Below are 26242 nucleotides of genomic sequence, written 5' to 3'. Positions count from 1 at the left end.
CCCTTCGTCGTCGCGGTCCTCGTGGGACGGTGGGGGTCACCGCCCGGTCCAGTCCGGCGCGGTCAGCTCCCATTCGAGCTGCCACCAGCGCAGGCGGATCCTCATGTGCACGAACCGCACCAGCCCGAACAGCGCCGCCATCGCACCCGCGACCAGGCCCCACAGCACCAGCGCGCTGAAGATCGCGTTGAACAGCGCACCCTGGTTCGTCATCGGCGGCTCGGTCGGCTCACCGCCGGGATCGACCCAGATCCGCAGCGTCGTGCCGGCCTCGGCGCCGTAGGGCGCTCGGACGACGCCCTTCCGCTCGACGCCGTCGGGCATGCGCCAGGTCGCGATGGCATCGGTCGTCTCGATGAGCGCTTCGCTGCTGGCAGCACCGTCCATCGACGGGGCGTCCTCCACGAGGACGGCGTCCACATGAGACCGGGTCCTCTGCTCGACCGCGACGCGCGACTCGTGCGTCGCGTAGACGTCCGAGCCGATCGCCGCGGTCACCGGGACGGCGAGCAACGCCACCACGCCTGCCAGCACGAGCACCGCGCCCTCGGCGCGGTCGCCGAACGCGGCGAGCGGGTTGTGTCCGGGGAAAGCCTGCCGGAGCAGCCGGGACATCGTGTTCGCGGTCATGGTCCACCTCCACCGCCCAGACTTCTCGACGGAGGCGGTCGTCCCCAGGGACCTTGGTCTCGTCGCCGATGAGTCCCTGGTCTCGGCAGAACGAAGTCGCGGTGCGGTGTTCGCGAAAGGGGCCGCGGAGCAGCCTGGATTCATCGCCGGAACCCCAGGAGCCCGCCGTGACCACGCCACTTCTCGTCGCCGACCACCAGCCCTACGCGGACGTCAGGGACCGCGGGCTCGCCGTGATGCTCGCCGAGGAGGACGCGGCGGAGGAGCTCGGGCTCGACCCGCTCGAGCGCGTCTCGTGCCGGCTGCACCGCCGGTGGCTGCACCACTGCGTGCACTCCGCCGACCACGTCATCAAGGTCACCGGCCACCGCTGGTGCCGCGACTGCCGCTCCACTGCCTCGGTCGGCGTCGACGAGCTGACCGGTGACGTCCTGGTGCGGTGCGAGTCGTGCCACCGGACCCCGCGCACCTCGGCGACCCGCCAGATCATCCGCGCGTGCCGGGCGAGCCTGGCGGCGGCACAGGGCTTCTTCGCCGACGTTCAGACGAGCTCGGCCGCGTGATCCGGCACCTCGCGCTGCAGAGCGCGGGCCGTGCGCTGGTAGCCGCTGGACGGTGGCCGCGCGGGCAGCTTGATCTTCGGCGCGGTGACCTCGTGGTAGTCGATCGTGCTGAGCAGGTGGGCGATCATGTTGATCCGCGCCCGCCGCTTGTCGTCGCCTTCGACCACGTGCCAGGGTGACTCGGCGATGTCGGTGTGCACCATCATCTCGTCCTTGGCGCGCGAGTAGTCCTCCCAGCGGGTCAGCGACTCCAGGTCCATCGGCGAGAGCTTCCACCGCTTGAGCGGGTCGTCGAGGCGCTTGCGGAACCGGCGTTCCTGCTCGGCGTCGCTGACCGAGAACCAGTACTTCCGCAGCAGGACACCGTCCTCGACGAGCATGCGCTCGAACTGCGGGCACTGCCGGAGGAACAGCCTGTGCTCCTCCGGCGTGCAGTAGCCCATCACGCGTTCGACGCCCGCGCGGTTGTACCAGCTGCGGTCCAGCAGCACGATCTCGCCGGCCGCCGGCAGGTGCGGCACGTAGCGCTGGAAGTACCACTGGGTGCGTTCGCGTTCACTGGGCGCGGGCAACGCCACGATCCGGGCGACGCGCGGGTTGAGGTGTTCGGTGATCCGTTTGATCGCCGAGCCCTTGCCCGCCGCGTCACGGCCCTCGAACGCCACGACGAGCCGGGCACCGGTGGCCTTCACCCACTCCTGCAGCTTCACCAGCTCGGTCTGCAGCCGGAGCAGCTCCTGCTCGTACGCTTCCCGCCCCAGCTTGGCCATCAGCTGCCTCTCCCGTGACGCTGCCGCCACTTCTCCAGCTCCACGACGACGTACGCCGCCGTGCTCAGCATGAAGACCACCAGCCAGGGCTGCCACCCGAGCGGCGCGGTGTGGAACAGGTCGTTCATGAACGGCACGTAGGTCAGCAGCAGCTGCAGGCCGACGGTCAGCGCGATGCCCACCCACAGCCAGCGGTTCGGTCCGGTGCTCGGCCGCCACTTCTCCAGCGACCGGCAGTTCACCAGGTAGGCGATCTGGGCGCCGACGAACACGTTGACCGCCACCGTCCGCGCGACGTCCAGGGTCGCACCGGACGCGAGTTGCCAGCGGAACGCGCCGAACGAGCACGCGAGCAGGATCGCCGAGACGAACACGATCCGGCCGACGAGCTGTCTCGTCAGCAGGGGAAGCGACGGAGGCAGCGGCGGCCGGCTCATCACGTCCGCTTCGCGCGGTTCGAACGCCAGCGTCAGGCCGAGTGCGACCGCGGTGGTCATGTTGATCCACAGGATCTGCACAGGCAAGATCGGCAGCGCCGCGCCGAGCAGGATCGCCGTGAGGATCACCAGGCCCTCGGCCATGTTGGTGGGCAACGTCCAGATGATGAACTTGCGCAGGTTGTCGAAGACCGCGCGACCCTCCTCGACGGCGGCACGGATCGAGGCGAAGTTGTCGTCCGTCAGCACCATGTCGGCGGCCTGCTTGGCCACCTCGGTGCCGCCCTTGCCCATGGCCACGCCGATGTCCGCGCGCCGCAACGCCGGCGCGTCGTTCACGCCGTCGCCCGTCATCGCGACGACCTCGCCACCGGCCTGGATCTCCTTGACCAGCCTCAGCTTCTCCTCCGGCGCGACGCGGGCGTGCACGTCGGTGATGCCGAACTCCGCCGCGATGGCGCGTGCGGTGGCGGGGTGGTCACCGGTGATCATCTTGACCTCGATGCCCGCCGCCTGACAGGCGCGCACCGCTTCGACCGCCTCGGGCCGCGCCGGGTCGTGCATCGCGACCAGACCGAGCAGGACCACGTTGCCCCGCAAGCCCTCCTCGGACAGCTCGGCACCCGCCGCGCGGCCGATAGCCAGCACGCGCAGGCCGGAGGCGGACAGTTCCTCGGCCTCGGCGCTCCGGTCCAGCCCGGCGAGGGCCAGCACCCGTTCGACCGCGCCCTTGACGTAGACCACGTCGTTGGCGTGCCGGGTCGCCATGAACATCCGTTCCGAGCTGAACGGCAGCACGTCGACCCGATCCGGGACGTCGCCGTGGTCCAGCCCGGCCTTGCGGGCCGCCACGACGAGCGCGGCCTCCGTCGGATCGCCGACGGGGAGCCAGCGCCCACCGTCCTCGACGATCCGCGCGTCGTTGCACGCCAGGCCTGCCAGCAGGCACTCCCGCAGAGCCGGGGTCGGTTCGGGCGTCACGACCCCGGCGGGCTCGTACCCGATGCCGGACAACTCGTGGCGCGTGGTTCCCACGACGACCGCGTTGACGGTCATCGCGTTGGCCGTCAGCGTTCCCGTCTTGTCCGTGCAGATGACAGTGGTGCTGCCCAGCGTCTCGACCGCGGGCAGCCTGCGGATGATCGCGTTGCGCTTCGCCATCCGCGCCACCCCGATCGCCAGGGTCACGGTGACCGCCGCGGGCAGGCCTTCGGGGATCGCGCCGACCGCGAGTGCGACGGCGGCGGTGACCATCTCGGCGAGCGGTTCGCCGCGCAGCACCCCGACCACGACGCTGAACGCCGCGAGCCCGAGGATCACCACCGTCAGGATCTGGCTGAAGCGCGCGAGCTTGCGGGTCAACGGGGTCTGCACGGTGGCGGTCGTGCTGACCAGCCGGTGCACGCGGCCGATCTCGGTGTCGGCGGCGGTCGCGACCACGACACCGCGCCCTCCCCCGGCGGTCACCAGCGTGCCGGAGTACGCCATGTTGGTGCGGTCGGCCAGCGCGGTGTCCGCCGGCAACTCCACCGGGCTCTTCGCCACCGGAACCGACTCGCCGGTCAGCGCCGACTCGTCGATCCGCAGCTCCTTGGTGGTGACCAGCCGCAGGTCCGCGCCGACCTGGTCGCCCGCCTCCAGCACGACCAGGTCGCCGGGCACGAGCTCGGCGGACGGGACCCGTGCGGTGAGGCCGTCGCGCACGACGGTCACCTCGGTGCGCACCATCGCCGTCAGCGCGTCCAGGGCCCGTTCGGCGCGCGCCTCCTGGATGAAGCCGATGATCGCGTTGACCACGACGACGCCGAACACCACGGAGGCGTCCACGACCTCGCCGAGCGCGGCGGTGATCCCGGCGGCGACCAGCAGCACGTAGATGAGCGGGTGGTGCAGCTGTCCGAGCAGCCGCACCACCCAGCTCGGCCCGCGTCCGGCGGGCAGCTCGTTCGGGCCGAGGGCGGCCAGGCGTTCCCGCCACTGGGTGGTGGACAGGCCCTCGGCCTCGTCGGTCTCCGCGATGAGGACGACCTCGGCCACCGGCAACCCGTGGTGGACGACGTCCTCGCGGTCAGCGGTGCTCAGCGGCATTGCCCACTCGCAGGTGCGGATCGTCGTGACTGATGGCGCGGAGGACGTCGAGCCGGGTGACCACGCCGATGACCCGGCCGTCGTCGAGCACCGGCACGCAGATCACCTCGTAGCGGTTCATCGCCTCGAACAGCGTCGCCGCGTCGAAGTCCGGCCCGACCGTGAGCGCCGGCTGGGACATGACGCGTTCGACCTTGGGCGCCTCGTCCTCACCGCGGCGGCAACCGGCCTTGGTCACCACTCCGAGGAAGAAGTCCCCGTCGACCACCGGCAGCATCGTCAGGCCGAAGTCGTCCATCAGCCCCTCGGCGTGGCGGGCGAAGTCGCGCGGCCCGACCGTGACGAGCGGGCGGGCCATCGTGTCGGCGGCCTTCATCGCGCGGCCTCGGCGAGCTCGTGGTCGTTGACCGGGATGACGACGATCGGCGCGTGCGCGTGCCGCACGACGTGCATGCTCGTCGAGCCCAGGACGATCTGGCGGATCCGGCGCCCGGTGTGCGAGGCGACGACCAGCATCGCGGCGCCCTCCGAGGCCCGTTCGAGCGTCTCCGCCGCGTCGCCGCGCAGGCTCCTGCGGACGATCTCGGGCATCTCCTGGCGCTTCTCCGAGGCGGTCCGCACCGCCTTCTCGATCAGGGCCTCCGACTCGGACCGCATCCGCTGCTCGGTGGTCTCGGTCCAGTCGGTCAGCGCCTCGAACGTCCAGGCGTGCACGACGTGCAACGGGCATTCGCGCACGACGGCCTCGTCCAGTGCCCACTCCAGCGCCTGGTCCGACGCGGGCGTTCCATCGATGCCCACCACGATCGGCTTGGTGCTCATGGCTTTTCTCCCTCGGTTCGCAGTTCCGGTCAGGTGGTGCGCAGTCGGCGCAGGAACGGGTCGGCGTGCCGGGCCGGTGCGACGCGCACCCGCGCGTCGACGACCACGCATCCGGTCTCGGTCAGCACCAGGGGGTTGATGTCGAGCTCGACGACCTCGGGCAGTGCGCCGGCGAGTTCGGCGACGCGGAGCAGCACGTCCCGGACGGCCTCCTCGTCGGTGCCGGCGAGCACGTGGCCCGCGGTGCGGAAGCCGTGCAGCAGGTCGTCGGCGTCCGCTGTGGACAGTGGCGCCAAGGCCGCGGCGCGGTCGTCGAGCAGGTCGGTGTCCACACCGCCGAGCCCGGTGACCACGAGCGGCCCGAACTTCTCGTCGCTGACGACACCAACCAGCAGCTCACGGCCACCGGACGCCATCGGCTGCACGAACACGCCGCGCAACCGGTCACCGAAGCGTTCCTGGAACGCGCGGAAGGCTTCCGCGACACCGGCCGCGCCGGCGACTCCGAGTTCCACGCCGCCTCCCTTGCTCTTGTGCAGCAGGTCATCGGCCACGGCCTTGAGCGCGACCGGCGCGTCGTAGGCCTGCTGTGCCGCCACCGCGTGTTCGACGGTGGTCGCGAGCGTTCCGCCCAGCACCGGCAGCCCGAACGTGGTCAGCAGTGACACGACCTCGTCCGGCGGCAGCCAGCCCTGCTTCCCCGCCACGATCGCCCGTGCGGCGTCGAGGTCGATCCGGCCCAGGCGGGCGAACTCCCTCGGGCGGTCCAGCCAGTCAGCGCGCTCGACCAGCCGTGCCAGTGCCGCGGCGGCGCGGGCGGGCTCGGCGTAGCAGGGCACGTCACCCGGGAGGCGTTCGGTCTGTCCGGTGCGCACCGCGAGAACCGGCTTGCCGTCGAGACCGTGCACACCGCCGGTGGGGTCACCGAGTGCGGTCGGCACGGTCACGGTGATCACGGCGTCGACCGCGGGGTCCGCGCCGATGACGTCGAGGCAGCGGGCGAAGGTCTTCTCGTCGACGACCGCGGTGGTGTCGACCGGGTTGTGCACGCTGGCGGTCTGCGGGACGAGCCGTGCCAGGGCCTTGCGGGTCTCGTCGGCGAGTGCGGCCACGTGCAGGCCCTGCTGGACGCAGGCGTCCGCGGCCAGCACACCGAGTCCGCCGGCATTGCTCAGCACCGCCACGGACCGTCCGCCGGGCCGGGGCTGCCAGCTCAGCGCCACCACGGCGTCGGTCAGTTCCGGCACGCTGTCGACCGCGATCACGCCCGCCTGCCGGAACAGCGCGTCCCGGGTGACCGACGGCGTCGCGGTGGACGCGGTGTGCGAGGCCGCGGCGCGCTGGCCCGCCTCGCTGGTGGCCGCGCGGATGGCGAGCACCGGCTTGGTGGCGGCGACGTGGCGCGCGATGCGGGCGAACTTGCGCGGGTTGCCGAAGGACTCGAGGTACAGCGCGATGATCCGGGTGTCCTGGTCGTGCTCCCACCACATGAGCAGGTCGTTGCTGCTGATGTCGAGCTTGTCGCCGGTGGAGACCAGGTTCGACAGGCCGAGACCGAGCCGGTGCAGCTCCTCCTGCACGCCGATCGCGACGCCGCCGGACTGGGTGACCAGGCCGACGCCACCCGCGAGGGTGCCGCCGGCTGAGAACGTGGCGTTCATCCGCACCGCGGGCGAGCTCGTCGAGACGCCGAGGCAGTTCGGGCCCACCAGGCGCATGCCGTGCGCGCGAACCACCCTCAGCAGTTCCTCGGCGTCCACACCGGACGAGATGACGACCAGCGCCCGCACGCCCCGGCGGCCGCACTGCTCGGCGACGGCGGGGACGGCCTTCGCCGGCACGCACAGCACCGCGAGCTCCGGCGCCTCGGGCAGTTCGTTCACCGAGGCGTAGCAGTCGACACCGGCCACCGACTTCGCGTGCGGGTTGACCGCGTACAGGTCACCGGTGAAGTCGTCTCCCACGAGGTTGCGCAGCACGGCGTGGCCCACCGAACCGGGTGACCGGCCCGCGCCGACCACGGCGATCGAGCCCGGCCGCAGCACGTGGGTCAGGCTCGCGACATCGGCGCGCGACTCGCGTTGCCCCACCACGTCGAGGTAGTGGTCCGCGGGTTCGAGGACGAGTTCCACGTAGACGACCTCGCCGTCGGGCACGATCGAGACGACGAGTCCCAGATCGGTGAACACCCGCAGCATGCGCCCGTTGATCGTGAGCACCTCGGCGGTGAACCGGCGCACGCCCCGGCCGCGCGCCAGCGAGACGAGGTGTTCGAGCAGCAGCGTGCCGACGCCGTGGGCCTGCTCGGTGTGCGACACGACCAGCGCGACCTCCGCGAAGTCCGTCTCGCGCACCACCACGTAGCTCGCGGCGCCCAGCAACCGGTTCTCGCGGAACGCGCCGAGCACCACGTGCCGCGGCGGGTCCGGTGAGACCATCCGCTCGACGAACTCCTCCAGCTGGTGCGGCGACGTGCTGAAGAACCTCAGGTACCGGTCCTCGACCGGCAGGCCGCGGTGCAGCTCGAGCAACGCCGACACGTCCCCCGGTCCCAGCTCGCGCACGGTGACGACCGAGCCGTCCGCAAGCAACGCCGCCGCGTTCACAGCAGCGGTCCCGGCGTCAGCGGGAGCGCCGGCTCCGCGACCGGGCGTTCCTGTGCGACCTCCGCCTCGCGGACCACGACCACCGGGCACGAGGCGTGGTGCACGCAGTAGGCGCTGACCGAGCCGATGATCGCCTCGACGAGCCTGCCGTGGCCCCGGTTTCCGACCACGAGCAGCGCGGCGTCCTCCGACGCCTTGAAGAGCGCGTCGCGGGCATCGCCCTCGACCAGGATCCGGCGGATCTCGACGCCCTCGAACTCCTCCACCGCGCGGTCGAGGACCCTCTGCGCCGCCGCCTTCATGGCCTGGGGCGACACCTCGGCGAAGACCTCTGCGGGCAGTGGCCCGATCATCAGGCCGTAGTCCGCGTGCCACGCCGTCACGGCGTCGACCCCGCACCCGCGCCTGCGGGCGTCCTCGACAGCCCACCGCAGCGCCGCCAGGGAGGCCGGTGATCCGTCAACTCCGACCACCACGGGCCGGGACTCGTTCTCGCTCATGGATTCAGCCTCGCGGACCGCACCGCCACCGGTGAGTGGCCGCGGTCCCGCGGCGTTCGGGACCTTGGTCCCCGGCCTACCAGGCCATGCCCAGCCCCACGGCCACCACGGCGGGCGCCAGCCACGCGGCGAGCCTGAGCGCGAACCGCGGTCCTCCGGCCACCGCCGCGAGCACGAGCTTCACGACGGTGTTGGTGGCCAGCGCCGCACCACACGCCAGCACGGCGATGTGCACCGGAACGGACTGGGGCGCCAGCGAAGCGGCCGCGATCGCCGCCGCGTGCGCGTCCGCCAGGCCTCCGAGGGCGCCCGCGGCCACCACTCCCCCGCCACCGAGCCACTCGGCCGCGGCGCGGGTGACCACGAGGAACAGCACCAGGACCGCCGCCAGAGACAACGCCGCCTTCAGCGACATCGGCCTGCCGACGACCGGCTCGTCGTTCTCCTCCTCGGCGGGCTTCGTGCGCCACACCAGCCACGCCACCTCGACCAGCAGCACCACCGCACCCGCACCGATCGCGGGCAGGAGCCGCAGCGCGACCGGAGGACTGGCGATCGCGGTCACGGCGACGAGCTGCGCCAAAGTGGCCAGGTTGACCGCCACCGCGCCGGGGATCACCGCCGCCCCGGCGGTCCGGTACTTGCGCGCCAGCACCGCGGTCGTCGCCGACCCGGACACGAACCCGCCCGCGAACCCGGTCACCAGCAGACCCCACCGCTCGCCGAACGCGCGTGCCGCGACGTACCCGGCCCACCCGATGACCGTGACGGCGACGACCAGCCACCACACCCGCGCCGGGTTCAGCACCCCGTACGGCCCGAGCGGCCGGTTCGGCAGCAGCGGCAGCACGACGAACGCGACGACGAACAGGATCATCGCGTCACGCACGTCCTGGTCGCTGACCACCTTGCGCGCGAACCGGTGCAACGGCCGCTTGGCCGCCAGCAGGACGGCCGCCGCCACCCCCACCGGCACCGCGAGCTCGGGCCGGTGCCACGCGAGCGCGCCCAGCAGGAACGTCACGACGGCGGCGATCTCGGTCGTCGCACCCGGCTCGGAGGTCCGCAGGTACCACGCGATCACGAGGGCGGCGACGGCGGCGAGCGCCACGCCCAACGCGACCGGTGACAACGCGGCGCTGACCGCGCCGGTCAGCGCGATCAGCGGAAACGTCCGCGACCCTGCGGGCCTGTCCGAGTCCTGCGCGTTGTCGTGCTCGCGCTCCAAGCCGAGCAGCAACCCGATCGCGAGCGCCGTCGCGAGGTGGCCGAGCGCGACAGCGGTGTCCACGTCTCAGCCCGTGCGGAGGCGCGCGGCCTCGTCCTCGGCCTTGACGACGTGCGAGTCTGGTCCGGGGAACACCAGCGTCTCGTGCTCGTTGTCCAGCCACCGCACCAGGAACGGAGGCCTCCCGTCCTCGTGCTTGACCGCCGTGATCTGCCCGCGCCGGCCGTCGGCTTCCACCAGCCAGTCGCCTCTCTTCGCCTTCATGAGGTCCTCCACTCGATCCGTGTGTTGCAGGGTTCGCCTCGCACACGGGCGCAAGGCAGTGCGGATGGGCTCACCCGGCTCGTGACGTTGGTCCCTGCCCGCGCCCGAAAACGCGCCGCACGCTGGACCTGAGTGATGGGAGCAGCCATGAGGACACCTGTGATCCTGGTCGGCGTCGACGGTTCGGCGGAGTCCCGGACGGCCCTGCGCTGGGCGATCGAGGAAGCGGCGCACCGAGGCGCCAGGGTGGAGGCGGTACTGGCCTACCACCGCGAACCGGCGGTCGTGCCGGCCGTGCAGATGGGCCTCAACCCGTACGGCGAGATGCCGCAGCGGCACCCCGCGCGTGAGCTGCACGAGGCGGTGCAGCAGGTGCGTGCCGCCGTGCCGGACGCACCAGACGTCGCCGAGTGCGTCGTCGTGGGCGATGCCGCGGCTCAACTCGTCGAGGCGTCGAAGCACGCCGCGTTGCTGGTGGTCGGCACTCGCGGTCGCGGGGCGGTTCGCGAGTTCCTCTCGCACGGTGTGGCCGCGGAATGCCTGCGGCACGCCGAGTGCCCGGTCGTGGTCATTCCGCCGACCGGGCACCTCTGAGCGTCTGATTGAACGGGCTTGTCCGAACCGGCGGAACTCTCTGACGTGGGCGCGTTTCACGTTCGGCGACGTCCCGCGGAGACCCCGCGTGCGGTAGGAAGACACGCGGGGTCCCTGTGTGCCGGCGAAGCGGCCGCGAAGAAGGTGCTGGCGCTCGTCGGCTCAGATGAGCCTTCTGGCCAGGTGAGGTGCTTTGTGCCGAGTTCGGGTGCGGAACTCCAGATTCCCCGTTCCTGCGCGTCGTAGGCCGCACGTGGAACGTCGACGAGCTGTTCACGCTCTCCCAGGTCAGTCTGCTGCGCCTGAGCCAGACCCTGAGCACCTTCGGCGTCGAGCTGCAGTTCGCCGACATCCCCTTCGTCGCGAAGGCGACGGGGATGTCGGCGGACAACGCGGCCTAGTCGGGACGCACGATCGCCAACGGGCACGGCGCGTTGTAGACGAGCGCCTGACTCGTCGAGCCGAGCAGCATGCCGGCGAACCCGCCGTGCCCGTGGCTACCCACCACCAGAAGCTGTGCCTCAGCCCCGTAGCGCATCAACGCGCGCACGGGCCGGTCACGCACGACCACCGGGTGCACCTGCACGTCCGGGTACTTCTCCTGCCACCCGGCGAGCCGCTGCGCCAGCAGGCGCCGTTCGTCGGCCTCCACCTGTCCCCAGTCCACGGTGAACCGCGAGGCGGTGTACGGGCTTTCCACCATGAAGTCCTGCCAGCACATCACCACGGTCAGCTGGGCATCGCGCATCGACGCCGTCTCGAAGGCGAACGCGAGCGCCGCCTCGCTCGTCGGCGAGCCGTCGACGCCGACGACCACCGGGCCGTCGGCGACGGCCGCGCCGCGCACCACGACGACCGGGCTCTTGCCGTGGGCCGCCAGCGCCAGCGCCGTCGAACCGACGATCATGCCGGTCACCGTGCCCAGGCCCTGGGAACCGACCACGACGAGGCGTGCGGACTTCGACTCCTCGATCAGCAGCGTGGTGGAGCCGCAGCAGACGATCTCGGTCGTCACCTCGACGTCCGGTGCCGCCGCCCGCGCGGCCGCGGTGGCCTCCTCGAGCTTGTCGCGGCCCAGGTTCTCCATCGCCTGGCGGATCTCGTTGCCGGTGAGGATGATCTCGGGGTAGCCGCGCGTCGGCAGCACGTAGGCGTGCACCAGCCGCAGCGGCACGTGGTGACGAGCGGACTCCTGGGCGGCCCAGGTCACGGCGGACAGGGCCGAGGCGGAACCGTCGACGCCGACGACGATCGGGGCGGATGGGGCTTTCATCGTTGTCCTCCAGTCAGAACGCGGGCGCGGAGCACTCCCGGCACCGCGTCGGCGAGTGCGACGAGGACCCGTTCGGTGTCCTCGTCGGTGTTGTCGGCGCCGATCACGGCCTCGCCGTCGTTGACCGTGACCGTCCACTTGCGACCGCCGCCGTACACGTCCAGCACGCGCTGGACTTCGACGCTGACGGTCGTGTCGGTCCTGGCGATCATCCGCACCAGATCGCGGCGGGTCACCACGCCGACCACCGTCGAGCCGTCGACGATCGGGACGCACCGCCTGCGGTCGTCGATCATGACGCGAGCCAGCATCCCGGCGGGTGCGGCGGCGTCCATCGCGACGGCGGGGCTGGTCATCACGTCGGCGACGACGGCTCCGCCCTCTTCGAGGTACTTGCCGCGCACCAGGTCGGCCTCGGTCACGATGCCGACGAGCTGCTTGTCGCCGTCGACGACGGGCAGTGCGGTGAACCCGTGCGAGACCATCAGAGCGGCCGCGCCCTTGAGCGGTACGGCCGGTGTCACGGTGATCACCGGGCTGGTCATGATGTCGCGAGCACGCATGGCGGAACTCCCTTCCGGCTTCGACGCTAGGAGTCGGAACGCGCGGCGGACGCTGTCGTAGGTCCCGTGCCGACCGGGCCCTTGGCACCGACGATCGCCAGGGCCTGGGGGAAGCCGGCGAGCTCGTGCCGTTCGATCAGGCCCGCCCGCCACTCACGGCGGTGCACCAGGTGCACGACCGGACGGACAGCCACCCCCGCACTGCGACCGGCCAGCACGGCGGCCTGCAGCGCCGCGCCACCGCGGACGTGGTCCGGGCGGCGGTCGCCGGTGGTGATCACGACCAGTTCGTGGTCGTTCAGGGCGCGCAGTTCGGTGCCCGCCCAGTGGTCGGCCCACCTCAACGCGTGGGCGTCTCCCCCGCCGGACGCGTCGGCGAGCCGGATCGCCCTGTGCAGGTCGAGGTCCTGCGGATCCGGTGGCTGGCGGCGGTCCGCGCGGACGACGGCGAGCAGCCTGGGACTCGCCTGGTCGGTCGGGAACACGACGTGCGGGTGCCATCCGGCGTGCCGGACGGCGAGCACGACGTGTTCCAGGGCGGCACCGCACGAGAGCAGCCGGTCGAAACCGAGCGGGTCGTGCGCGGACCGGTGTCCTGCCTCGAAGAGGTAGACCGAACGGCCGTGCAGCTCCAGCGCCCACGGGCGGTCGGAGCTGTACACGGGCGCCTTGCCGGCCGCCTCCACGATTTCCGCGGCTTCTGCTGGGTTCCATCGCACACCACGACGATTCCGCCGGACCACGCGCCCCGGACAGAGCGGACCTGCCCTCGTGGAACGGGCCCTTGGACCCTCCGCGTGGTCACGCGACTCGGTGAACCTGGGGACAACGACGACGGAGGCGATGACGATGCACTGGTACTACGGCAACCCGATGGGCTGGGGCGGCATGGCGATGATGGTGCTGGGCCTGGTGCTGTTCCTGGGCGGGCTGACCGTCCTGGCCGTGGTGCTGCTGCGGCGGCTCCCGCGCACGCCGCAGATCGGCTCGGCGACCCGCATACTGGAGGAGAGGCTGGCACGGGGCGAGATCGACGCGGACGAGTTCGAGCGGCTGCGGAGGACCATCGAGTCCCGGTAACAGGGTCTTTGGTCCCTGTGTACCGCCGGTCGGCTGGGAGATCGTGATCGCGGAACACTCGAGGATGAGGTGGTGGCAAGTGGTGTCGCGTGTCTTCCTGGTGGACGATCACGAGGTCGTCCGGGTCGGGATCAGGGAGCTGCTCAGCGCCTCCCCCGACCTGGAGGTAGTGGGCGAGGCGGGCTCGGTGACCGAGGCGCTGACGATGGTGCCGGCGGCCAACCCGGACGTAGCGGTGCTCGACGTGCGGTTGCCCGACGGCAACGGCATCGAGCTGTGCCGCGAGCTGCGCTCACGCCTGCCCGAGCTGAACGTCCTGATGCTGACGTCGTTCACCGACGACGAGGCGTTGTTCGACGCCATCATGGCCGGCGCGTCCGGGTTCGTGCTCAAGCGCATCGTGGGCACCGACCTCACGACCGCGGTGAAGACCGTCGCGGCAGGCCATTCCCTGCTCGACGCCCGGTCGACGGCCGCGCTGCTGAACCGCATCCGCCGCGAACGCGAGCAGGGCGACCCGGTCCGCGCGCTCACCGAGCAGGAGCGGACGGTGTTCGACTACATCGGTGACGGCCTGACGAACCGGCAGATCGCGGAGAAGATGTTCCTCGCGGAGAAGACCGTGAAGAACTACGTGTCCCACCTGCTCGCCAAGCTCGGGCTCGAACGCCGCACCCAGGCCGCCGTGCTCGCCTCCCAGCTGCGCAAGCCCACCCACGACAACGAGACGGGCTGACCCGGTCAGTCCAGCGGGACCCGCCACGTCACCCGCGTGCCCCCGCCGGGCTCCTCGCCGACCGTGAGCGTGCCGTTCAGCTCGGCCGCACGCTGCTCGAGGTTGCGCAGGCCGCTGCGTGCGACCTCGGGCGGCATGCCCAGCCCGTTGTCGACCATGGAGATGATCAGGGAGTCGCCTGCCTCCACCGTGAGCGTCAGCTCCGTCGCGTGGGAGTGCCGCATCGCGTTCGTGACGGTCTCGCGCACGACGGCCTCGGCGTGCGCCCCGATGTAGTCGGGCACCAGGCTGTCGATGGTGCCCGACATCCGCACCGCCGGACTCACGTCAGCGCCCTCGGTGATCTCGGCGACGATGTTGAGCAGCCGGCGGCGCAGCCCCGTGTCGCTGGCGTCGGCCTGCAGGTCGAAGATCGACGTGCGGATCTCCAGCACCGTCTGGTCCAGCTGGTTGACCGCCTTCGTCACCCGCCGGCGGACCTCCGGATGGGTCACCCAGGTCAGCGAGCCCTGCAGGCTCATGCCGGTGGCGAACAGCCGCTGGATGACGTGGTCGTGCAGGTCACGCGCGATGCGGTCGCGGTCCTCCAGCACGTCGACCAGCCGCTTGGCGTTCTGGTTCTCGGCGAACTCGATCGCGACCACGGCCTGGTCGGCGAACGACGCCAGCAACGGCATCAGGTCCACCCCGAACCCGGGGGCGTCCTTGTCCCGGACCGCGAGCAGGACACCGGTCACCGTGGAGCCGGCGCGCAGCGGCAACACCGCCGCCGCGCCCGACTCGGCGGGCAGATCGCCGAACTGACCGTCCACCTCCTCGACCAGCGCCGGTGCCGCCGTCTCCAGCACCTGTGCGAGCACCGGTGCGTCACCGCTGAAGGTCTCGGGAACGGCTCTGCCGCCCGCGTGCGCCGCCGTGAGGAGATCGTCGCCCTCGCGCAACAGGACGGCGGCCCATGACGCCGATGCCAGTTCCACGGCACGCTGTGCGATCAGCCGCAGCGCGTCCTCGGCGGTCGCGCCCGCGAGCAGCTGGGCGTTGATCTCCGCGGTCGCCTCCAGCCACCGCTCCCGCGTCCGCGAGCGTTCGAACAGGCGGGCGTTCTCCACCGCGACACCCGCCGCCGCGGCCAACGCCTCCAGCACGACCTCGTCGTCGGCCGTGAAGTCACCGCCGCCGATCTTCTCGGTCATGTACAGGTTGCCGAACACCTCGTCGCGCACGCGCACCGGAGTGCCGAGGAAGCTGTGCATCGGCGGGTGGTTGGGCGGGAAACCGACCGACGCGGCGTGCTCGCTGAGGTCGTGCAGCCGGATCGCCCGCGGGTCCTTGATCAGCAGGCCGAGCAGGCCCTTGCCCTCGGGCAGGTGTCCCATGTGCGAACGGGTCTCGGCATCGATGCCGACGTAGACGAACTGCGAGAGGTTGTGCCGGGAGCCGAGCACGCCCAACGCACCGTAGCGCGCGCCCACGAGCTCCACAGCGGCCTGCACGATGCGCTGCAGCGTCGAGTCCAGCTCCAGGCCCGCACCGACCGCCAGGACCGCGTCGAGCAGGCTCTGCATCTTGTCCCTGGTCGACCCGATCTCGGCGAGCCGATCCCGCATCTCGTCGAGCAGCTCGTCCAGCCGCAACCCGCCCAGCAGGCTGCGGGACGGCAGGTCCTCCGCTTCTCCCATGGATCAAGCCTTTCACGCGGCCGCGACGACGCCAAGCTGTCCCGGCCAGGTCGGGACCTTCGGTGGTGGGTCAGCCTCGCTCCAACGCGGACAGTGGAGCCCACGACGTTCCACAAGAACACGATGAGGTGAAGTAAATGGCACAGGTGACGGCGGCTCTGGGGTTGGGGCCCGCACAGATCGAGAGCGCGCTAACGGCTGCCTCGCTTGCTCCGTCCGTGCACAACACGCAGCCCTGGCGGTTCCGCGTCCTGCGCGACCGCATCGAGCTGCACCCGGACCCGGGCCGCAAGCTGGCGGCCACCGACCCCGAAGACCGTGAGCTGCGCCTGTCGTGTGGCGCGGCCCTGTTCAACATGCGGCTGGCCCTGCAGAGCATGGGTGTGCGGCCGCTCGTGTCGATGCTGCCCGGCCACGACGCACCCGGCGCGCTCGCCGTCGTCCGTCGCGGCGGCACGATCAAGAACGACGACGAGAGCCGCGCACTGCTCGAAGCCGTGCCCCGCCGGCGAACGAACCGCCGCCCGTTCCTCGAAGCCGCCGTCGATCCCCGCCAGCGCCACGCGCTGGTCCGGGCCGCCGAGCTGGAACGGTCCTGGCTGCACGCCATCACGACACCGCAGGACCGCGCGCAGCTCCAGCGGTTCGTCCGGCAGGCGCACGAGATCCAGCTGGGCGACGAGGGCGTGCAGGCGGAGCTCGCCGCGTTCACCGGCCGGCGTCCCGGCGCGGCCGACGGTGTGCCGCCCGCCTCGGCGGGCGTGCGGCCGGCGATGCAGGACGAGTGGGCGTTCCGCGACTTCCAGGGCCCCGAACGCCATCCCGGCAAGGACTACGAGTCCGACCCGCTCGTCGTGGTGCTGTGCTCGTTCTACGACGGCCCGCTCGGCGACCTCCAAGCAGGTCAGGCGATGCAGCGCGTTCTGCTCACCGCGACCACCCGCGGGCTCTCCGCGTCGTTCCTGTCGCAACCGGTGGAGGTGCGGCGCGTCCGGGAGGACCTGCGACGTGCCCTGGGCGGCATGCTCGTGCCGCAGACCGTGCTGCGACTGGGCTACAGCACGCCGGTCCCGCCGACGCCGCGCCGTCCGGTCTCCGAACTGCTGATCGGCTCCGACGAGCACCAGCCTGCCGGCACGCTGGGGGCCGCCACCGGCAGCGAATGACGGGGCCCGGCGACGACGGGACCTTGGTCCTGCCACAACGGCCTCCTCCCGCCCTGCCCCGAGCGGGGGCGACGAACGATCGTCGAAGCATGGAACCTGTCGTGATCCTCCAAGACGGCGCCAGAGGCGACCAGAACGCATTGCGCTGGGCAGCCGCCCACGCGGCGCTCGTCGGCACCGGGCTCGAGATCCACCGGTCGCGGGACGACTTCCGCGCCCAGCTCGTCGTCGTCGGCTACCGGGGCCGCCGAACGTCTGCTCTCGGTCTCGGCGAGCACGTCCTGCCGCTGCTGACCACGACCCGCTGCGACACGGTCGTCGTCCGCGGCACCCCTGCGGCGGTCGACGCGACCCACCGCCACGTCACCGCGCTGGTCAGCGGCGGTCCCGGTGACGGCCGGGTGCTGCGCCACGCCGCCGACTTCGCGCGGAGGCGTGGCGCGGCACTGCGCGTTCTGCACGCCGCACCGCACTCCCCGGTCAGGTGTGGTCTTGATGCGGACCACTCGTACGTGCTGGCTCGCGCGTCGGCCACGCTCCACGGCGTACCGCACCACGCGGTGTTGGTTCGCGCACAGCCACATGAAGCGATCGCGCGCTGCACCGACACCGACCTCATCGTCGTCGGTTCCGGTGACACGCACGAGAGCGGTACCGTCACCAGGGCGGCACTCCACCACGCGCCGTGCCCTGTTCTCGTGGTGCACCAACCAGTTCTGGAGGCACACCATGGTCGCGTCGCCATCCCCGCTCCTCGCCGACCGGTTCGCCCCCAGGCCTGAGTTCGGCCGCACCGACCACTTGTTGGTGAACGCGGATCCCGCGGCGACGTGGAAGTCCTTGCGCGAGCTGGACCTCACCGAGCTGCGCGGTGGCATCGCCGCGTTCGCGGTGTGGTTTCGCGACGTGCCGGAGAGATGGCGTGCGCGCAAGCACGGTCCCCTTCGCGAGCGCACCAGACTGACGTGGGACGACCTCGACACGGGCACCGACTGGATGATCCTCGGCGAGAACCCGGGCCACGAGATCGCGCTCGGAGCGGTCGGCAAGTTCTGGCGCCCGGTCGTGAAGTGGTTCCCCTGCGAGCCGCGCGACTTCCCGGACTTCACCGAACCCGGCTACGGCAAAGTCGTGTGGTCCTTTTCCACGCACCCGTACGGAGAACGCCGGACGCTGGTGTCCTCGGAGATCCGGGTGACGCTCACCGATCCGCAGGCCTGGGTCCAGTTCCGGCGCTACTGGCGCATCAGCACACCGGCGGTGGCGACCATCAGCCGCGCGGTGCTGCGCACGGTCAAGCACAACGCCGAGACCAGGGGCACCAGGAGCTGACGAGGGCAAGCCCAACGGTCCTGCGGTGAGGGCCTGGAGTCCCCGGTTCGGAGCCGGGGCCGACCGCATCGTCGAGAAGGTGCTGGTGGAAGCGGCGGACGCGGTGGTGGTCGACGTCACCGCGGGGCCTGGCGGCACTGGTCCGGACGGTCCAGTAGTTCCCGTTTCCCTTCACCGACCCGGTCACCGACTGGGCCACGATCGTGCGCCTGTCACTCGTCTCGATCATCGTTGTCGTGTCCATCGCACCACTGGTGCGGTTCGTGGCGCTGGTGCGGTTCATCGCCTCCGGAGAGAACACCCGCGACCGAGTCCGGCCGGAAGCGTGCGGAAGTGATCTCCGGGTACCCGGTGTGCGGAGTCCGGCCGTGCCTCCGGGGGCGGACAGGGCCCGAGGTGCCGGGATCGGCGGGACTTCGGTCCCGGTCGTCCCGGACCGCGCGCCCTGTTCCGTGATCGATCAGGACGGCACCGTGGAAGCCAACAGACCCGAGTGAGGAGCGCGAGATGCCGAACGCCGACCTGGAGCTCGTCGACGCGTACTGGCGAGCCGCCAACTACCTGTCGGCCGGCCAGATCTACCTGCTGGACAACCCGCTGCTGACCGAACCGCTGACGCCGGAGCACATCAAGCCCCGCCTGCTGGGCCACTGGGGCACCACGCCGGGACTGAACTTCCTCTACGCCCACCTGAACCGCGTGATCCGCGACCGCGACCTGGACATGATGTTCGTGACCGGCCCCGGACACGGCGGTCCCGCGTTGCTGGCCAACACCTGGCTGGAGGGCACCTACAGCGAGACCTACCCGGACGTGCCGCGCGACGAGGACGGCATGCGCAGGCTGTTCCGGCAGTTCTCCTTCCCCGGCGGGGTGCCGAGCCACGTGGCGCCCGAGGTCCCCGGCTCGATCCACGAGGGCGGTGAGCTGGGCTACTCGCTCGCGCACGCGTTCGGCGCGGCGTTCGACAACCCCGGCCTCATCGTGGCCTGCGTGGTCGGTGACGGCGAGGCCGAGACGGGACCGCTCGCGACCAGCTGGCACGCCGGCAAGTTCCTCAACCCCGCCACGGACGGCGCCGTGCTGCCGATCCTGCACCTCAACGGGTACAAGATCGCCAATCCCAGCCTGCTGGCGCGGATACCCCACGACGAGCTGGACGCGCTGCTGCGCGGCTACGGCTACGCACCGCACTACGTGGAAGGCCATGAGCCGCAGGCGATGCACGCCCGGATGGCCGAGGTGCTCGACCAGGTCATCGACGAGATCCACCGGATCAAGGAGACGAACGAGCGCCCCCGCTGGCCGATGATCGTGCTGCGCAGCCCCAAGGGCTGGACCGGTCCGTCCGAAGTGGACGGCAAGCCGGTCGAGAACACCTGGCGCGCGCACCAGGTCCCGCTGGCCGGTGTGCGGGACAACCCGGAGCACCTGCGGCAGCTGGAGGAGTGGCTGCGCAGCTACCAGCCGGCCGAGCTCTTCGACGAGCACGGGGCACCGCGGCCCGAGCTCGCCGCCCTCGTTCCGGACGGCGCTCGCCGGATGGGTGCCACGCCGCACGCCAACGGCGGACTGCTGCTGCGAGAGCTGAAGATGCCCGGCATCCGCGCGCACGCCGCCGAGGTCGTCAAGCACGGCACCACGCACTCCGAGCCGACCAGGGTGCTCGGCCGGATGCTGCGCGACGTCGTCGCGCTCAACGCCGGCGCCCGCTCGTTCCGGATCTTCGGCCCGGACGAGACGGCGTCCAACCGGCTCGACGCCGTGTACGACGTGACGGGCAAGCAGTGGCAGGCCGAGACGCTGCCGGTCGACGAGCACCTGGTCCACGACGGCCGGGTCGTCGAGGTGCTGTCCGAGCACCTGTGCCAGGGCATGCTGGAGGGCTACCTGCTCACCGGCAGGCACGGCCTGTTCAACTGCTACGAGGCGTTCATCCACATCATCGACTCGATGTTCAACCAGCACGCCAAGTGGCTCAAGACGCACAAGAAGCTGGAGTGGCGCCGGCCAGTGGCGTCGCTGAACTACCTGCTCAGCTCACACGTGTGGCGCCAGGACCACAACGGCTTCTCCCACCAGGACCCCGGCTTCATCGACCACGTGATGAACAAGAAGGCGGAGGTCGTCCGCGTCTACCTGCCGCCGGACACCAACACCCTGCTGTCGGTGGCCGACCACTGCCTGCGCAGCAAGGACTACGTCAACGTCATCGTCGCCGGCAAGAACGAGACGCCGGACTGGCTCTCGATCGAGGAGGCCGAGCTGCACTGCGCGCGCGGCGCGGGCATCTGGGAGTGGGCGAGCAACGACGACGGAGTGGAGGAGCCGGACGTCGTCATGGCGTGCGCCGGTGACGCCCCCACCGTCGAGGTGCTGGCCGCGACGCAGCTGCTCCGCGAACACCTGCCGTCGCTGCGAGTGCGCGTGGTGAACGTCGTGGACCTGATGCGCCTGCAGCCCGACACCGAGCACCCGCACGGCATGCCGGACCGCGAGTTCGACGCGCTGTTCACCGCCGGAAAGCCCGTGATCTTCGCCTACCACGGTTATCCCTGGCTGATCCACCGGTTGACCTACCGGCGCACCAACCACCACAACCTGCACGTCCGCGGCTACAAGGAGGAAGGCACCACCACCACGCCGTTCGACATGCTCGTGCTCAACGACATGGACCGGTACCGGCTCGTCGTCGACGTGATCGACCGGGTCGACGGGCTCGGCCCGAAGGCGGCGCGGCTGCGCCAGCTCATGCAGGACCAGCGCACCCGCCACCACCACTGGATCCGCGAGCACGGCGAGGACCTGCCCGAGGTCCGCGACTGGACCTGGCAGTGAACGTCCTCGTGGTGAACGCGGGCTCCTCCAGCCTCAAGCTCCGCGTGCTCGGCGAGGACGACGCAGTCCTCGCCGAGACCACCGTCGAACGGTGGTCAGGAGGCGACGAGACCGGACCGCTGCAGGACTTCCTGGGCGACGCGCCGGCCGTGGACGTCGTCGGGCACCGGGTCGTGCACGGCGGTTCCGCGTTCACCGGCGCGACCGTGATCGACGACGACGTGCGCGCCGGGGTCGAGGCCCTCACCGGCCTGGCGCCGCTGCACCAGCCCCGTGCGCTCGCCGGCATCGACGCTGCCCGGCGACTGCTGCCCGGCCTGCCGCAGGTCGCCTGCTTCGACACCGCCTTCCACACCACGATGCCGGCCGCCGCGACGACCTACGCCGTGCCGGCCGCGTGGCGGCGCAAGTGGGACCTGCGCAGGTACGGGTTCCACGGCCTGTCGCACGCCTACGCCTCCCGTCACGCCGCCGCCCTGGCGGGAAGGCCCGGCGCTCGCGTCGTCAGCTGCCACCTCGGCTCCGGAGCATCGCTCGCCGCCGTCGCGGGTGGACGATCGGTCGACACGACGATGGGCTTCACCCCGCTGGCGGGGCTCGTGATGGGCACCCGCAGCGGAGACGTCGACCCCGGTCTGCTGATCTGGCTGCAACGTGCCGGACTGGCGCTGGACGACCTCGAGGACGGCCTCGAACACCGCTCCGGGCTGGCGGGCCTGTCCGAGGTGGGCGGGGACCTCCGCGACGTGCGCAAGGCCGCGGACGACGGCGACGAACGGGCCGTGCTCGCGCTGCAGGTCTACGTCCACCGCCTGCGGCAGGGCATCGCTGCGATGACGGCCTCGCTCGGCGGGATCGACGTGCTCGTCTTCACCGGCGGGGTGGGTGAGCACGACGCCGTGCTCCGAGCGGAGACCGCCGAGGGACTGGCGTTCCTCGGCATCGACCTCGACACCGGCCGCAACACCGAAGCCGCGGCGGACGGCCGCGTCAGCCGCGACGGTTCGGCCGTCGACGTCCGGGTGGTCGAGGCACGAGAGGACGTCGAGATCGCCGCGCAGACCCGCGCACTGGTGAACGACACCGACAGGAGGAAACGATGACGGGCACGAGCACGCCGGTGGTCGTGGGAGTGGACGGGTCGACCTCGGCCTCGCACGCGGTGCGCTGGGCCGCCGAGGAGGCGGCCAGGCGCGGTACGAACCTCGTGGTCATGCACTCCTGCATGGTGGTCCCGGTCCACGCGCCCCACGTGGCCCCCTCGTCGGAGTCCTATGCCGACGCGGTGTTCGACCACGGCAGGGTGCTGCTCGCCGAGGCCACCGCCGTGGCGGAAGAAGCGGCTCCGGAGGTCGAGGTGAGCACGGAGCTGACCAGCGGTGGCGCGGCAGAGCAGCTCATCGGCCGATCGGCGTCTGCCCAGCTGGTGGTGCTGGGGTCACGCGGCCTGGGAGGGTTCACCGGGCTGCTCGTGGGTTCCGTCGCGGTCGCGGTGACGACCCACGCGCAGTGCCCCACCGTCGTCGTGCGCGACCCGTCCTCCGACACGACTCCCGACCGCGACGCGCCGGTCGTGGTGGGCCTCGACGGATCGCCCTCCAGCGACGCCGCCCTGGCGTTCGCGTTCGAGGCGGCCGCGCTGCGCGGTGCCGCCGTGCACGCGGTGCGCACGTGGTGGGACCTCACCGCCGAAACCGCGTGGCAGCGAGGGCTGACCGCGACGAACCTCGCGTCGATCGAGGCGGCGGAACAGCGGGTGCTGGCCGACCAGCTGGCCGGTTGCACGACCAGGTATCCCGACGTCCCCGTGCACCAGACGCTCACCCGGGACCGGCCTGCGCACACCCTCGTCGAGCAGTCGGCGAAGGCCCAGCTGGTCGTCGTCGGCACCCGCGGACGCGGCGGCTTCCGCGGTCTGCTGCTCGGATCGACCAGCCAGGCGCTGATCCACCACGCGCACTGCCCGGTCGCGGTGGTCCCGCTGGCACGGCACTGATCCGGTGATGTCGAGGGAGAAGTCGAGCACTGCGCACCGGCCGGATGAGGACGTTGGTCCCTCCACTGGGAACGCTTCGGCGCGCAACGTGGAGGGATGAGAACCGAACTGACCGCACGCGCCATCCGGTGGTCGTGGTTTCGCTGGACGACCGCGGGTGAGTTCGCCGGCTTCCTCGTGCCCGCCCTCGTCGGCGCGCTCACCTCGTCGCCGCAGCTGCTCGTTCTCACCGGAGTGGCCGAGGGTGCCGTGCTCGGTGTGGCGCAGGCCGTCGTGCTGTGCCGCGTCGACGGCGGCCTGAGCCGCCGGAACTGGATCGGCGCCACCGCGCTGGCGGCGGGGTTCGCCTGGGCGATCGCGATGCTCGTGGTGCACAACGGCGAGCGGCTGAACGCACTGCCGCTCGCGGCCCTGCTGCCCATCGCCGCGGTCGCGGGCACCGGTGTGCTGCTGTCACTGGGAACCGCGCAGTGGTTCGTGCTGCGCCGCCACTTCGCCCGCGCCCATCTGTGGATCTGGGCCAACGCCCTCGCGTGGGGAGCCGGCCTCCTGGTGTTCACCGCCGTCACCACTCCCCTGTGGCAGCCAGGCCAGTCGCCGGTGCTCATCGCGCTCATCGGTGCCCTCGGCGGTCTGCTGATGGCGGCGGCGATGGCAGCCGTCACCGGCGCGTACCTGATTCGCGTCGTGGGCGAGCGGAGTGCGCAGGAACGGCGTGAGCGCGTTCCCGCCAAGGTCGTCCGGTCATGATTGCGCGGGACGATGGTCCTGGCCCGGACGCGACGTTCTCACCTGCGGCCGCCTGTCCTTGATCGCGCAAGCTCAAGAGGTGATCGCGCGCCACCGCGCCGTCAGTCCCACCTCGGATCTCGTCCTCAGGAGCTACTTGTGCTTTCCGCTGCGTCAGCCGCCGTGGTGCGTGCGACCCTGCCCGTCGTCCGCGACCACGCCGCCGAGATCACCGCCGAGTTCTACCCGTCGATGTTCGCCGCGCACCCGGAACTGCTGAACCTGTTCAACCGCGGCAACCAGGCCAGCGGCAAGCAGCAGATCGCGCTGGCCGCCGCGGTGGTCGCCTACGCCCAGCACCTGCTCGACGGCACGCCGTTCGGCCCGATCGCGGAACGCATCGCCCACAAGCACGTCTCGCTCGGCGTGCGTCCCGACCAGTACCCGATCGTCGGCAGGCACCTGATCGGCGCGGTGGCCACCGTGCTCGGCGACGCCGTCACCCCCGAGGTCGCCGCAGCCTGGGACGAGGTCTACTGGCTGTTCGCCGTCACGCTGATCGCCGCCGAGGCGGGCCTGTACCAGCAGGCGGGCGTCAGCCCCGGCACGGTGTGGCGCCCCTGGCGCGTCGCCAAGCGCGACGAGGAGGCGGTCGACACGGCGTCCTTCACCCTGCTGCCCGACGACGGAGGACCGGTTCCGGTGTTCCAGCCGGGGCAGTACGTGTCGGTCGCCGTCGACCTGCCGGACGGGCACCGGCAGCCGCGGCAGTACTCCCTGTCGCAGGCACCCGGCCGCGGCGAGCTGCGCATCACCGTGCGCCGGGTCCGGGGCGCGGACGGCGCCCCGGACGGCGCGGTGTCGAACTTCCTGCACGACAACGTGCACGCCGACGACGTCGTGCTCGTCGGCCCGCCGGCCGGTGAGGTCACGCTCCAGCCCGGCGACCGGCCCGTGGTGCTGATCAGCGCGGGCATCGGTATCACCCCGATGCTGTCGATGCTCGGCCAGATCTCGGCCGCGGAACCTGCCCGCACGGTTGTCGCCGTGCACGCCGAGACGTCGCCCGACCGGCACGCGCACCGCGCCGAGTACGCACGCCTCGCCGGCTTCGGACAACTCACCTGGTACGGGAAGGGTGGCGACGGCGGACAGCCGGGTCTCGTCGACGTGAACGCGATCCCGTTGCCGCCCAACGCCATCGCCTACCTGTGCGGGCCGATCACGTTCATGCGGGACGTGCGCGCAGGACTGCTCAACCGCGGCATGCACACCGACGACATCCGCTACGAGGTGTTCGGTCCCGGCATGCTGGACAACTGACCCGTCGGCGAGGGGCCCGTACCGGACGCGACGGCCTGGGATTGGATGATGCCCGGCATGACGGGTGTCGACCTCTTCGGTGCGAGCCGGGCACGGTATCTGGGCCCGATCGGCGGTGACCAGGTGTTCTGCGTCGGCAACGCCGCCGAGTGCGACCACTGCACGGAGGACGGTGCCGTCCGGATTCCGTGGAAGGGCGCACCGCGGCCCGAGGACGTGGCGCGGATACGCGGCCTGGCCCTGTGCCCGACGGAGGCCCAGCTGCGCAAGGCGGTGCTGCCCGCCTACCTGCCGGACCTCGTGAACCTGCGGTCGCTCAAGCTGCCCGCACCGCTCGTGGCACACCTGACGTCCCCGACGCTGACGTCGCTCGTGATCGGCAATCACGACGGGCGGGTCCCCTCGGCCCCGCTCGCCGCCGACACCGCTGTGCCGGCACTGCGGGCGCTGATGTGGGTCACCTCGTACACCACGCCGCGGCTGCCCCAGGTGGTCGATCCGCTGCCGCCGCTCGAGTTCCTCCGCACCAACGTGAGCGGCGACGACGCGGTGCTGCGTCAGCTCGGGGAGCTGCCGTCGCTGCGGCACCTGGAGCTGGAGGACCTGAAGAACGCCGACGTCGTCGGCCACCTGGTGGCGCCGCTGCGCGTGCTGGAGATCGCGGGCACCGGACGCGACTTCCCGGTGGCCCGGCTCGCGGCGATCCCGACGCTGGAAGCGCTGCGCCTCAACGGGATCCGCGCCGAGATCGACTGCACGGTGTTCCAGGCGCTGCCCGAACTCGTCCAGCTGACCGTCCTGAACTCGAAGAGGATCGTGAACGTCGAGGCGCTGCTGGACTGCCCGAAGCTCGCGAGCGTCACGGTCGTCAACTGCGGCAACCCGTTCAAGAAGGCGGGCGGGGAGCTGTTCAGGTCGAAGGGGTTCGCCGGCCTGGACATCGACTACTCGTAGCCCGTTCACCCCCGCGCGGAGCCGGTAGGGTGCCGAAAGCGCGGCCGGCTGACCAGGTCGTGGCGGGACGT

The 26242-nt window shown here is 71.5% G+C and carries 28 protein-coding genes; 15 read left to right on the top strand and 13 right to left on the bottom strand.

Features of this window, described 5'->3' with window-relative positions; all coding sequences use genetic code 11:
• Nucleotides 1-36: 36 nt before the first annotated feature.
• Complete coding sequence (locus ORI60_RS12435) at nt 37-630, bottom strand: hypothetical protein (RefSeq protein WP_266037277.1); 594 nt, start codon at nt 628-630, stop codon at nt 37-39.
• Between the two features lie 167 nt (nt 631-797).
• Here ORI60_RS12435 and ORI60_RS12430 point away from each other — a divergent pair, with 167 nt between their 5' ends.
• Nucleotides 798-1193 carry a hypothetical protein gene (locus tag ORI60_RS12430; protein ID WP_266037276.1) on the top strand — a complete coding sequence of 132 codons (396 nt, stop codon included), beginning with the start codon at nt 798-800 and terminating at the stop codon, nt 1191-1193.
• Here the strand turns inward: ORI60_RS12430 and ppk2 are convergent.
• The 8 genes from ppk2 to ORI60_RS12390 form a co-directional block, all read right to left on the bottom strand.
• Nucleotides 1172-1963 carry a polyphosphate kinase 2 gene (gene ppk2, locus ORI60_RS12425; RefSeq protein ID WP_266037275.1) on the bottom strand — a complete coding sequence of 264 codons (792 nt, stop codon included), beginning with the start codon at nt 1961-1963 and terminating at the stop codon, nt 1172-1174. The genes ORI60_RS12430 and ppk2 overlap by 22 nt on opposite strands.
• Complete coding sequence (locus ORI60_RS12420; protein WP_266037274.1) at nt 1963-4488, bottom strand: cation-translocating P-type ATPase; 2526 nt, start codon at nt 4486-4488, stop codon at nt 1963-1965. Before ORI60_RS12420 ends, ppk2 begins: the two co-directional genes overlap by 1 nt.
• Nucleotides 4469-4864 (bottom strand): HPP family protein, encoded by a 396-nt coding sequence (locus ORI60_RS12415; RefSeq protein ID WP_266037272.1) that lies wholly within the window; start codon nt 4862-4864, stop codon nt 4469-4471. Before ORI60_RS12415 ends, ORI60_RS12420 begins: the two co-directional genes overlap by 20 nt.
• Complete coding sequence (locus tag ORI60_RS12410) at nt 4861-5310, bottom strand: universal stress protein (RefSeq protein ID WP_266037270.1); 450 nt, start codon at nt 5308-5310, stop codon at nt 4861-4863. Before ORI60_RS12410 ends, ORI60_RS12415 begins: the two co-directional genes overlap by 4 nt.
• 29 nt (nt 5311-5339) lie before the next feature.
• Nucleotides 5340-7916, bottom strand: a complete 2577-nt coding sequence (locus tag ORI60_RS12405) for a bifunctional GNAT family N-acetyltransferase/acetate--CoA ligase family protein (protein ID WP_266037268.1) — start codon at nt 7914-7916, stop codon at nt 5340-5342.
• On the bottom strand, nt 7913-8416 hold the full coding sequence (locus ORI60_RS12400; protein ID WP_266037267.1) for a universal stress protein: 504 nt from the start codon (nt 8414-8416) through the stop codon (nt 7913-7915). The genes ORI60_RS12405 and ORI60_RS12400 overlap by 4 nt, the downstream gene beginning before the upstream one ends.
• A gap of 76 nt (nt 8417-8492) precedes the next feature.
• Nucleotides 8493-9707, bottom strand: a complete 1215-nt coding sequence (locus ORI60_RS12395; RefSeq protein ID WP_266037266.1) for an MgtC/SapB family protein — start codon at nt 9705-9707, stop codon at nt 8493-8495.
• Between the two features lie 3 nt (nt 9708-9710).
• The gene (locus ORI60_RS12390) at nt 9711-9908 is read right to left on the bottom strand and encodes a DUF1918 domain-containing protein (protein ID WP_266037265.1); all 198 of its coding nucleotides are present in this window, start codon (nt 9906-9908) and stop codon (nt 9711-9713) included.
• A 147-nt stretch (nt 9909-10055) separates the two neighbouring features.
• On the opposite strand from ORI60_RS12390, the gene ORI60_RS12385 reads away from it, so the two are divergent.
• Nucleotides 10056-10502, top strand: a complete 447-nt coding sequence (locus tag ORI60_RS12385; protein WP_266037264.1) for a universal stress protein — start codon at nt 10056-10058, stop codon at nt 10500-10502.
• A 188-nt stretch (nt 10503-10690) separates the two neighbouring features.
• Entirely contained in the window at nt 10691-10903 is a 213-nt protein-coding gene (locus ORI60_RS12380) for a hypothetical protein (protein WP_266037261.1), read from the top strand.
• On the opposite strand, the gene ORI60_RS12375 is transcribed toward ORI60_RS12380, so the two are convergent.
• From ORI60_RS12375 to ORI60_RS12365, 3 genes are read right to left on the bottom strand one after another with little or no spacing between them, the layout of a single operon-like run.
• Nucleotides 10900-11775 carry a universal stress protein gene (locus ORI60_RS12375; protein WP_266037260.1) on the bottom strand — a complete coding sequence of 292 codons (876 nt, stop codon included), beginning with the start codon at nt 11773-11775 and terminating at the stop codon, nt 10900-10902. The two genes, ORI60_RS12380 and ORI60_RS12375, sit on opposite strands and share 4 nt — an antisense overlap.
• On the bottom strand, nt 11772-12338 hold the full coding sequence (locus ORI60_RS12370; protein ID WP_266037259.1) for an HPP family protein: 567 nt from the start codon (nt 12336-12338) through the stop codon (nt 11772-11774). Before ORI60_RS12370 ends, ORI60_RS12375 begins: the two co-directional genes overlap by 4 nt.
• Before the next feature lie 26 nt (nt 12339-12364).
• On the bottom strand, nt 12365-13057 hold the full coding sequence (locus ORI60_RS12365) for a hypothetical protein (protein WP_266037258.1): 693 nt from the start codon (nt 13055-13057) through the stop codon (nt 12365-12367).
• A 124-nt stretch (nt 13058-13181) separates the two neighbouring features.
• On the opposite strand from ORI60_RS12365, the gene ORI60_RS12360 reads away from it, so the two are divergent.
• Nucleotides 13182-13418 carry an SHOCT domain-containing protein gene (locus ORI60_RS12360; RefSeq protein ID WP_266037257.1) on the top strand — a complete coding sequence of 79 codons (237 nt, stop codon included), beginning with the start codon at nt 13182-13184 and terminating at the stop codon, nt 13416-13418.
• A gap of 79 nt (nt 13419-13497) precedes the next feature.
• Nucleotides 13498-14154, top strand: coding sequence for a response regulator transcription factor (locus ORI60_RS12355; RefSeq protein WP_323055904.1), 657 nt, complete (start codon nt 13498-13500; stop codon nt 14152-14154).
• Nucleotides 14155-14159: 5 nt separating this feature from the next.
• Here ORI60_RS12355 and ORI60_RS12350 read toward each other — a convergent pair whose 3' ends face one another.
• Entirely contained in the window at nt 14160-15833 is a 1674-nt protein-coding gene (locus ORI60_RS12350) for a GAF domain-containing protein (RefSeq protein ID WP_266037256.1), read from the bottom strand.
• 137 nt (nt 15834-15970) lie between these two features.
• Here ORI60_RS12350 and ORI60_RS12345 point away from each other — a divergent pair, with 137 nt between their 5' ends.
• The 10 genes from ORI60_RS12345 (at nt 15971) to ORI60_RS12300 (ending at nt 26171) form a co-directional block, all read left to right on the top strand.
• Complete coding sequence (locus ORI60_RS12345) at nt 15971-16999, top strand: Acg family FMN-binding oxidoreductase (protein ID WP_266037255.1); 1029 nt, start codon at nt 15971-15973, stop codon at nt 16997-16999.
• 89 nt (nt 17000-17088) lie between these two features.
• A complete protein-coding gene (locus tag ORI60_RS12340) occupies nt 17089-17781 on the top strand; it encodes a universal stress protein (protein WP_266037254.1) in 693 nt (230 codons plus the stop codon).
• 25 nt (nt 17782-17806) lie between these two features.
• Nucleotides 17807-18331 carry a hypothetical protein gene (locus ORI60_RS12335; protein WP_266037253.1) on the top strand — a complete coding sequence of 175 codons (525 nt, stop codon included), beginning with the start codon at nt 17807-17809 and terminating at the stop codon, nt 18329-18331.
• A gap of 236 nt (nt 18332-18567) precedes the next feature.
• Complete coding sequence (locus ORI60_RS12330; protein ID WP_266037252.1) at nt 18568-18828, top strand: hypothetical protein; 261 nt, start codon at nt 18568-18570, stop codon at nt 18826-18828.
• A 10-nt stretch (nt 18829-18838) separates the two neighbouring features.
• Nucleotides 18839-21169 (top strand): phosphoketolase, encoded by a 2331-nt coding sequence (locus ORI60_RS12325; protein WP_266037251.1) that lies wholly within the window; start codon nt 18839-18841, stop codon nt 21167-21169.
• Complete coding sequence (locus ORI60_RS12320) at nt 21166-22272, top strand: acetate/propionate family kinase (protein ID WP_266037250.1); 1107 nt, start codon at nt 21166-21168, stop codon at nt 22270-22272. Before ORI60_RS12325 ends, ORI60_RS12320 begins: the two co-directional genes overlap by 4 nt.
• Nucleotides 22269-23165 carry a universal stress protein gene (locus tag ORI60_RS12315; RefSeq protein ID WP_266037249.1) on the top strand — a complete coding sequence of 299 codons (897 nt, stop codon included), beginning with the start codon at nt 22269-22271 and terminating at the stop codon, nt 23163-23165. Before ORI60_RS12320 ends, ORI60_RS12315 begins: the two co-directional genes overlap by 4 nt.
• A 96-nt stretch (nt 23166-23261) precedes the next feature.
• Nucleotides 23262-23915 carry a hypothetical protein gene (locus tag ORI60_RS12310; protein ID WP_266037248.1) on the top strand — a complete coding sequence of 218 codons (654 nt, stop codon included), beginning with the start codon at nt 23262-23264 and terminating at the stop codon, nt 23913-23915.
• A 138-nt stretch (nt 23916-24053) separates the two neighbouring features.
• A complete protein-coding gene (locus ORI60_RS12305; RefSeq protein WP_266037247.1) occupies nt 24054-25217 on the top strand; it encodes a globin domain-containing protein in 1164 nt (387 codons plus the stop codon).
• A 57-nt stretch (nt 25218-25274) separates the two neighbouring features.
• Nucleotides 25275-26171, top strand: coding sequence for a hypothetical protein (locus tag ORI60_RS12300; protein ID WP_266037246.1), 897 nt, complete (start codon nt 25275-25277; stop codon nt 26169-26171).
• Nucleotides 26172-26242 lie beyond the last annotated feature (71 nt).

The organism is Lentzea sp. NEAU-D7 (assembly GCF_026242055.1).
GTDB lineage: Bacteria > Actinomycetota > Actinomycetes > Mycobacteriales > Pseudonocardiaceae > Lentzea.
This window is presented reverse-complemented; position numbering and strand designations above follow the sequence as displayed.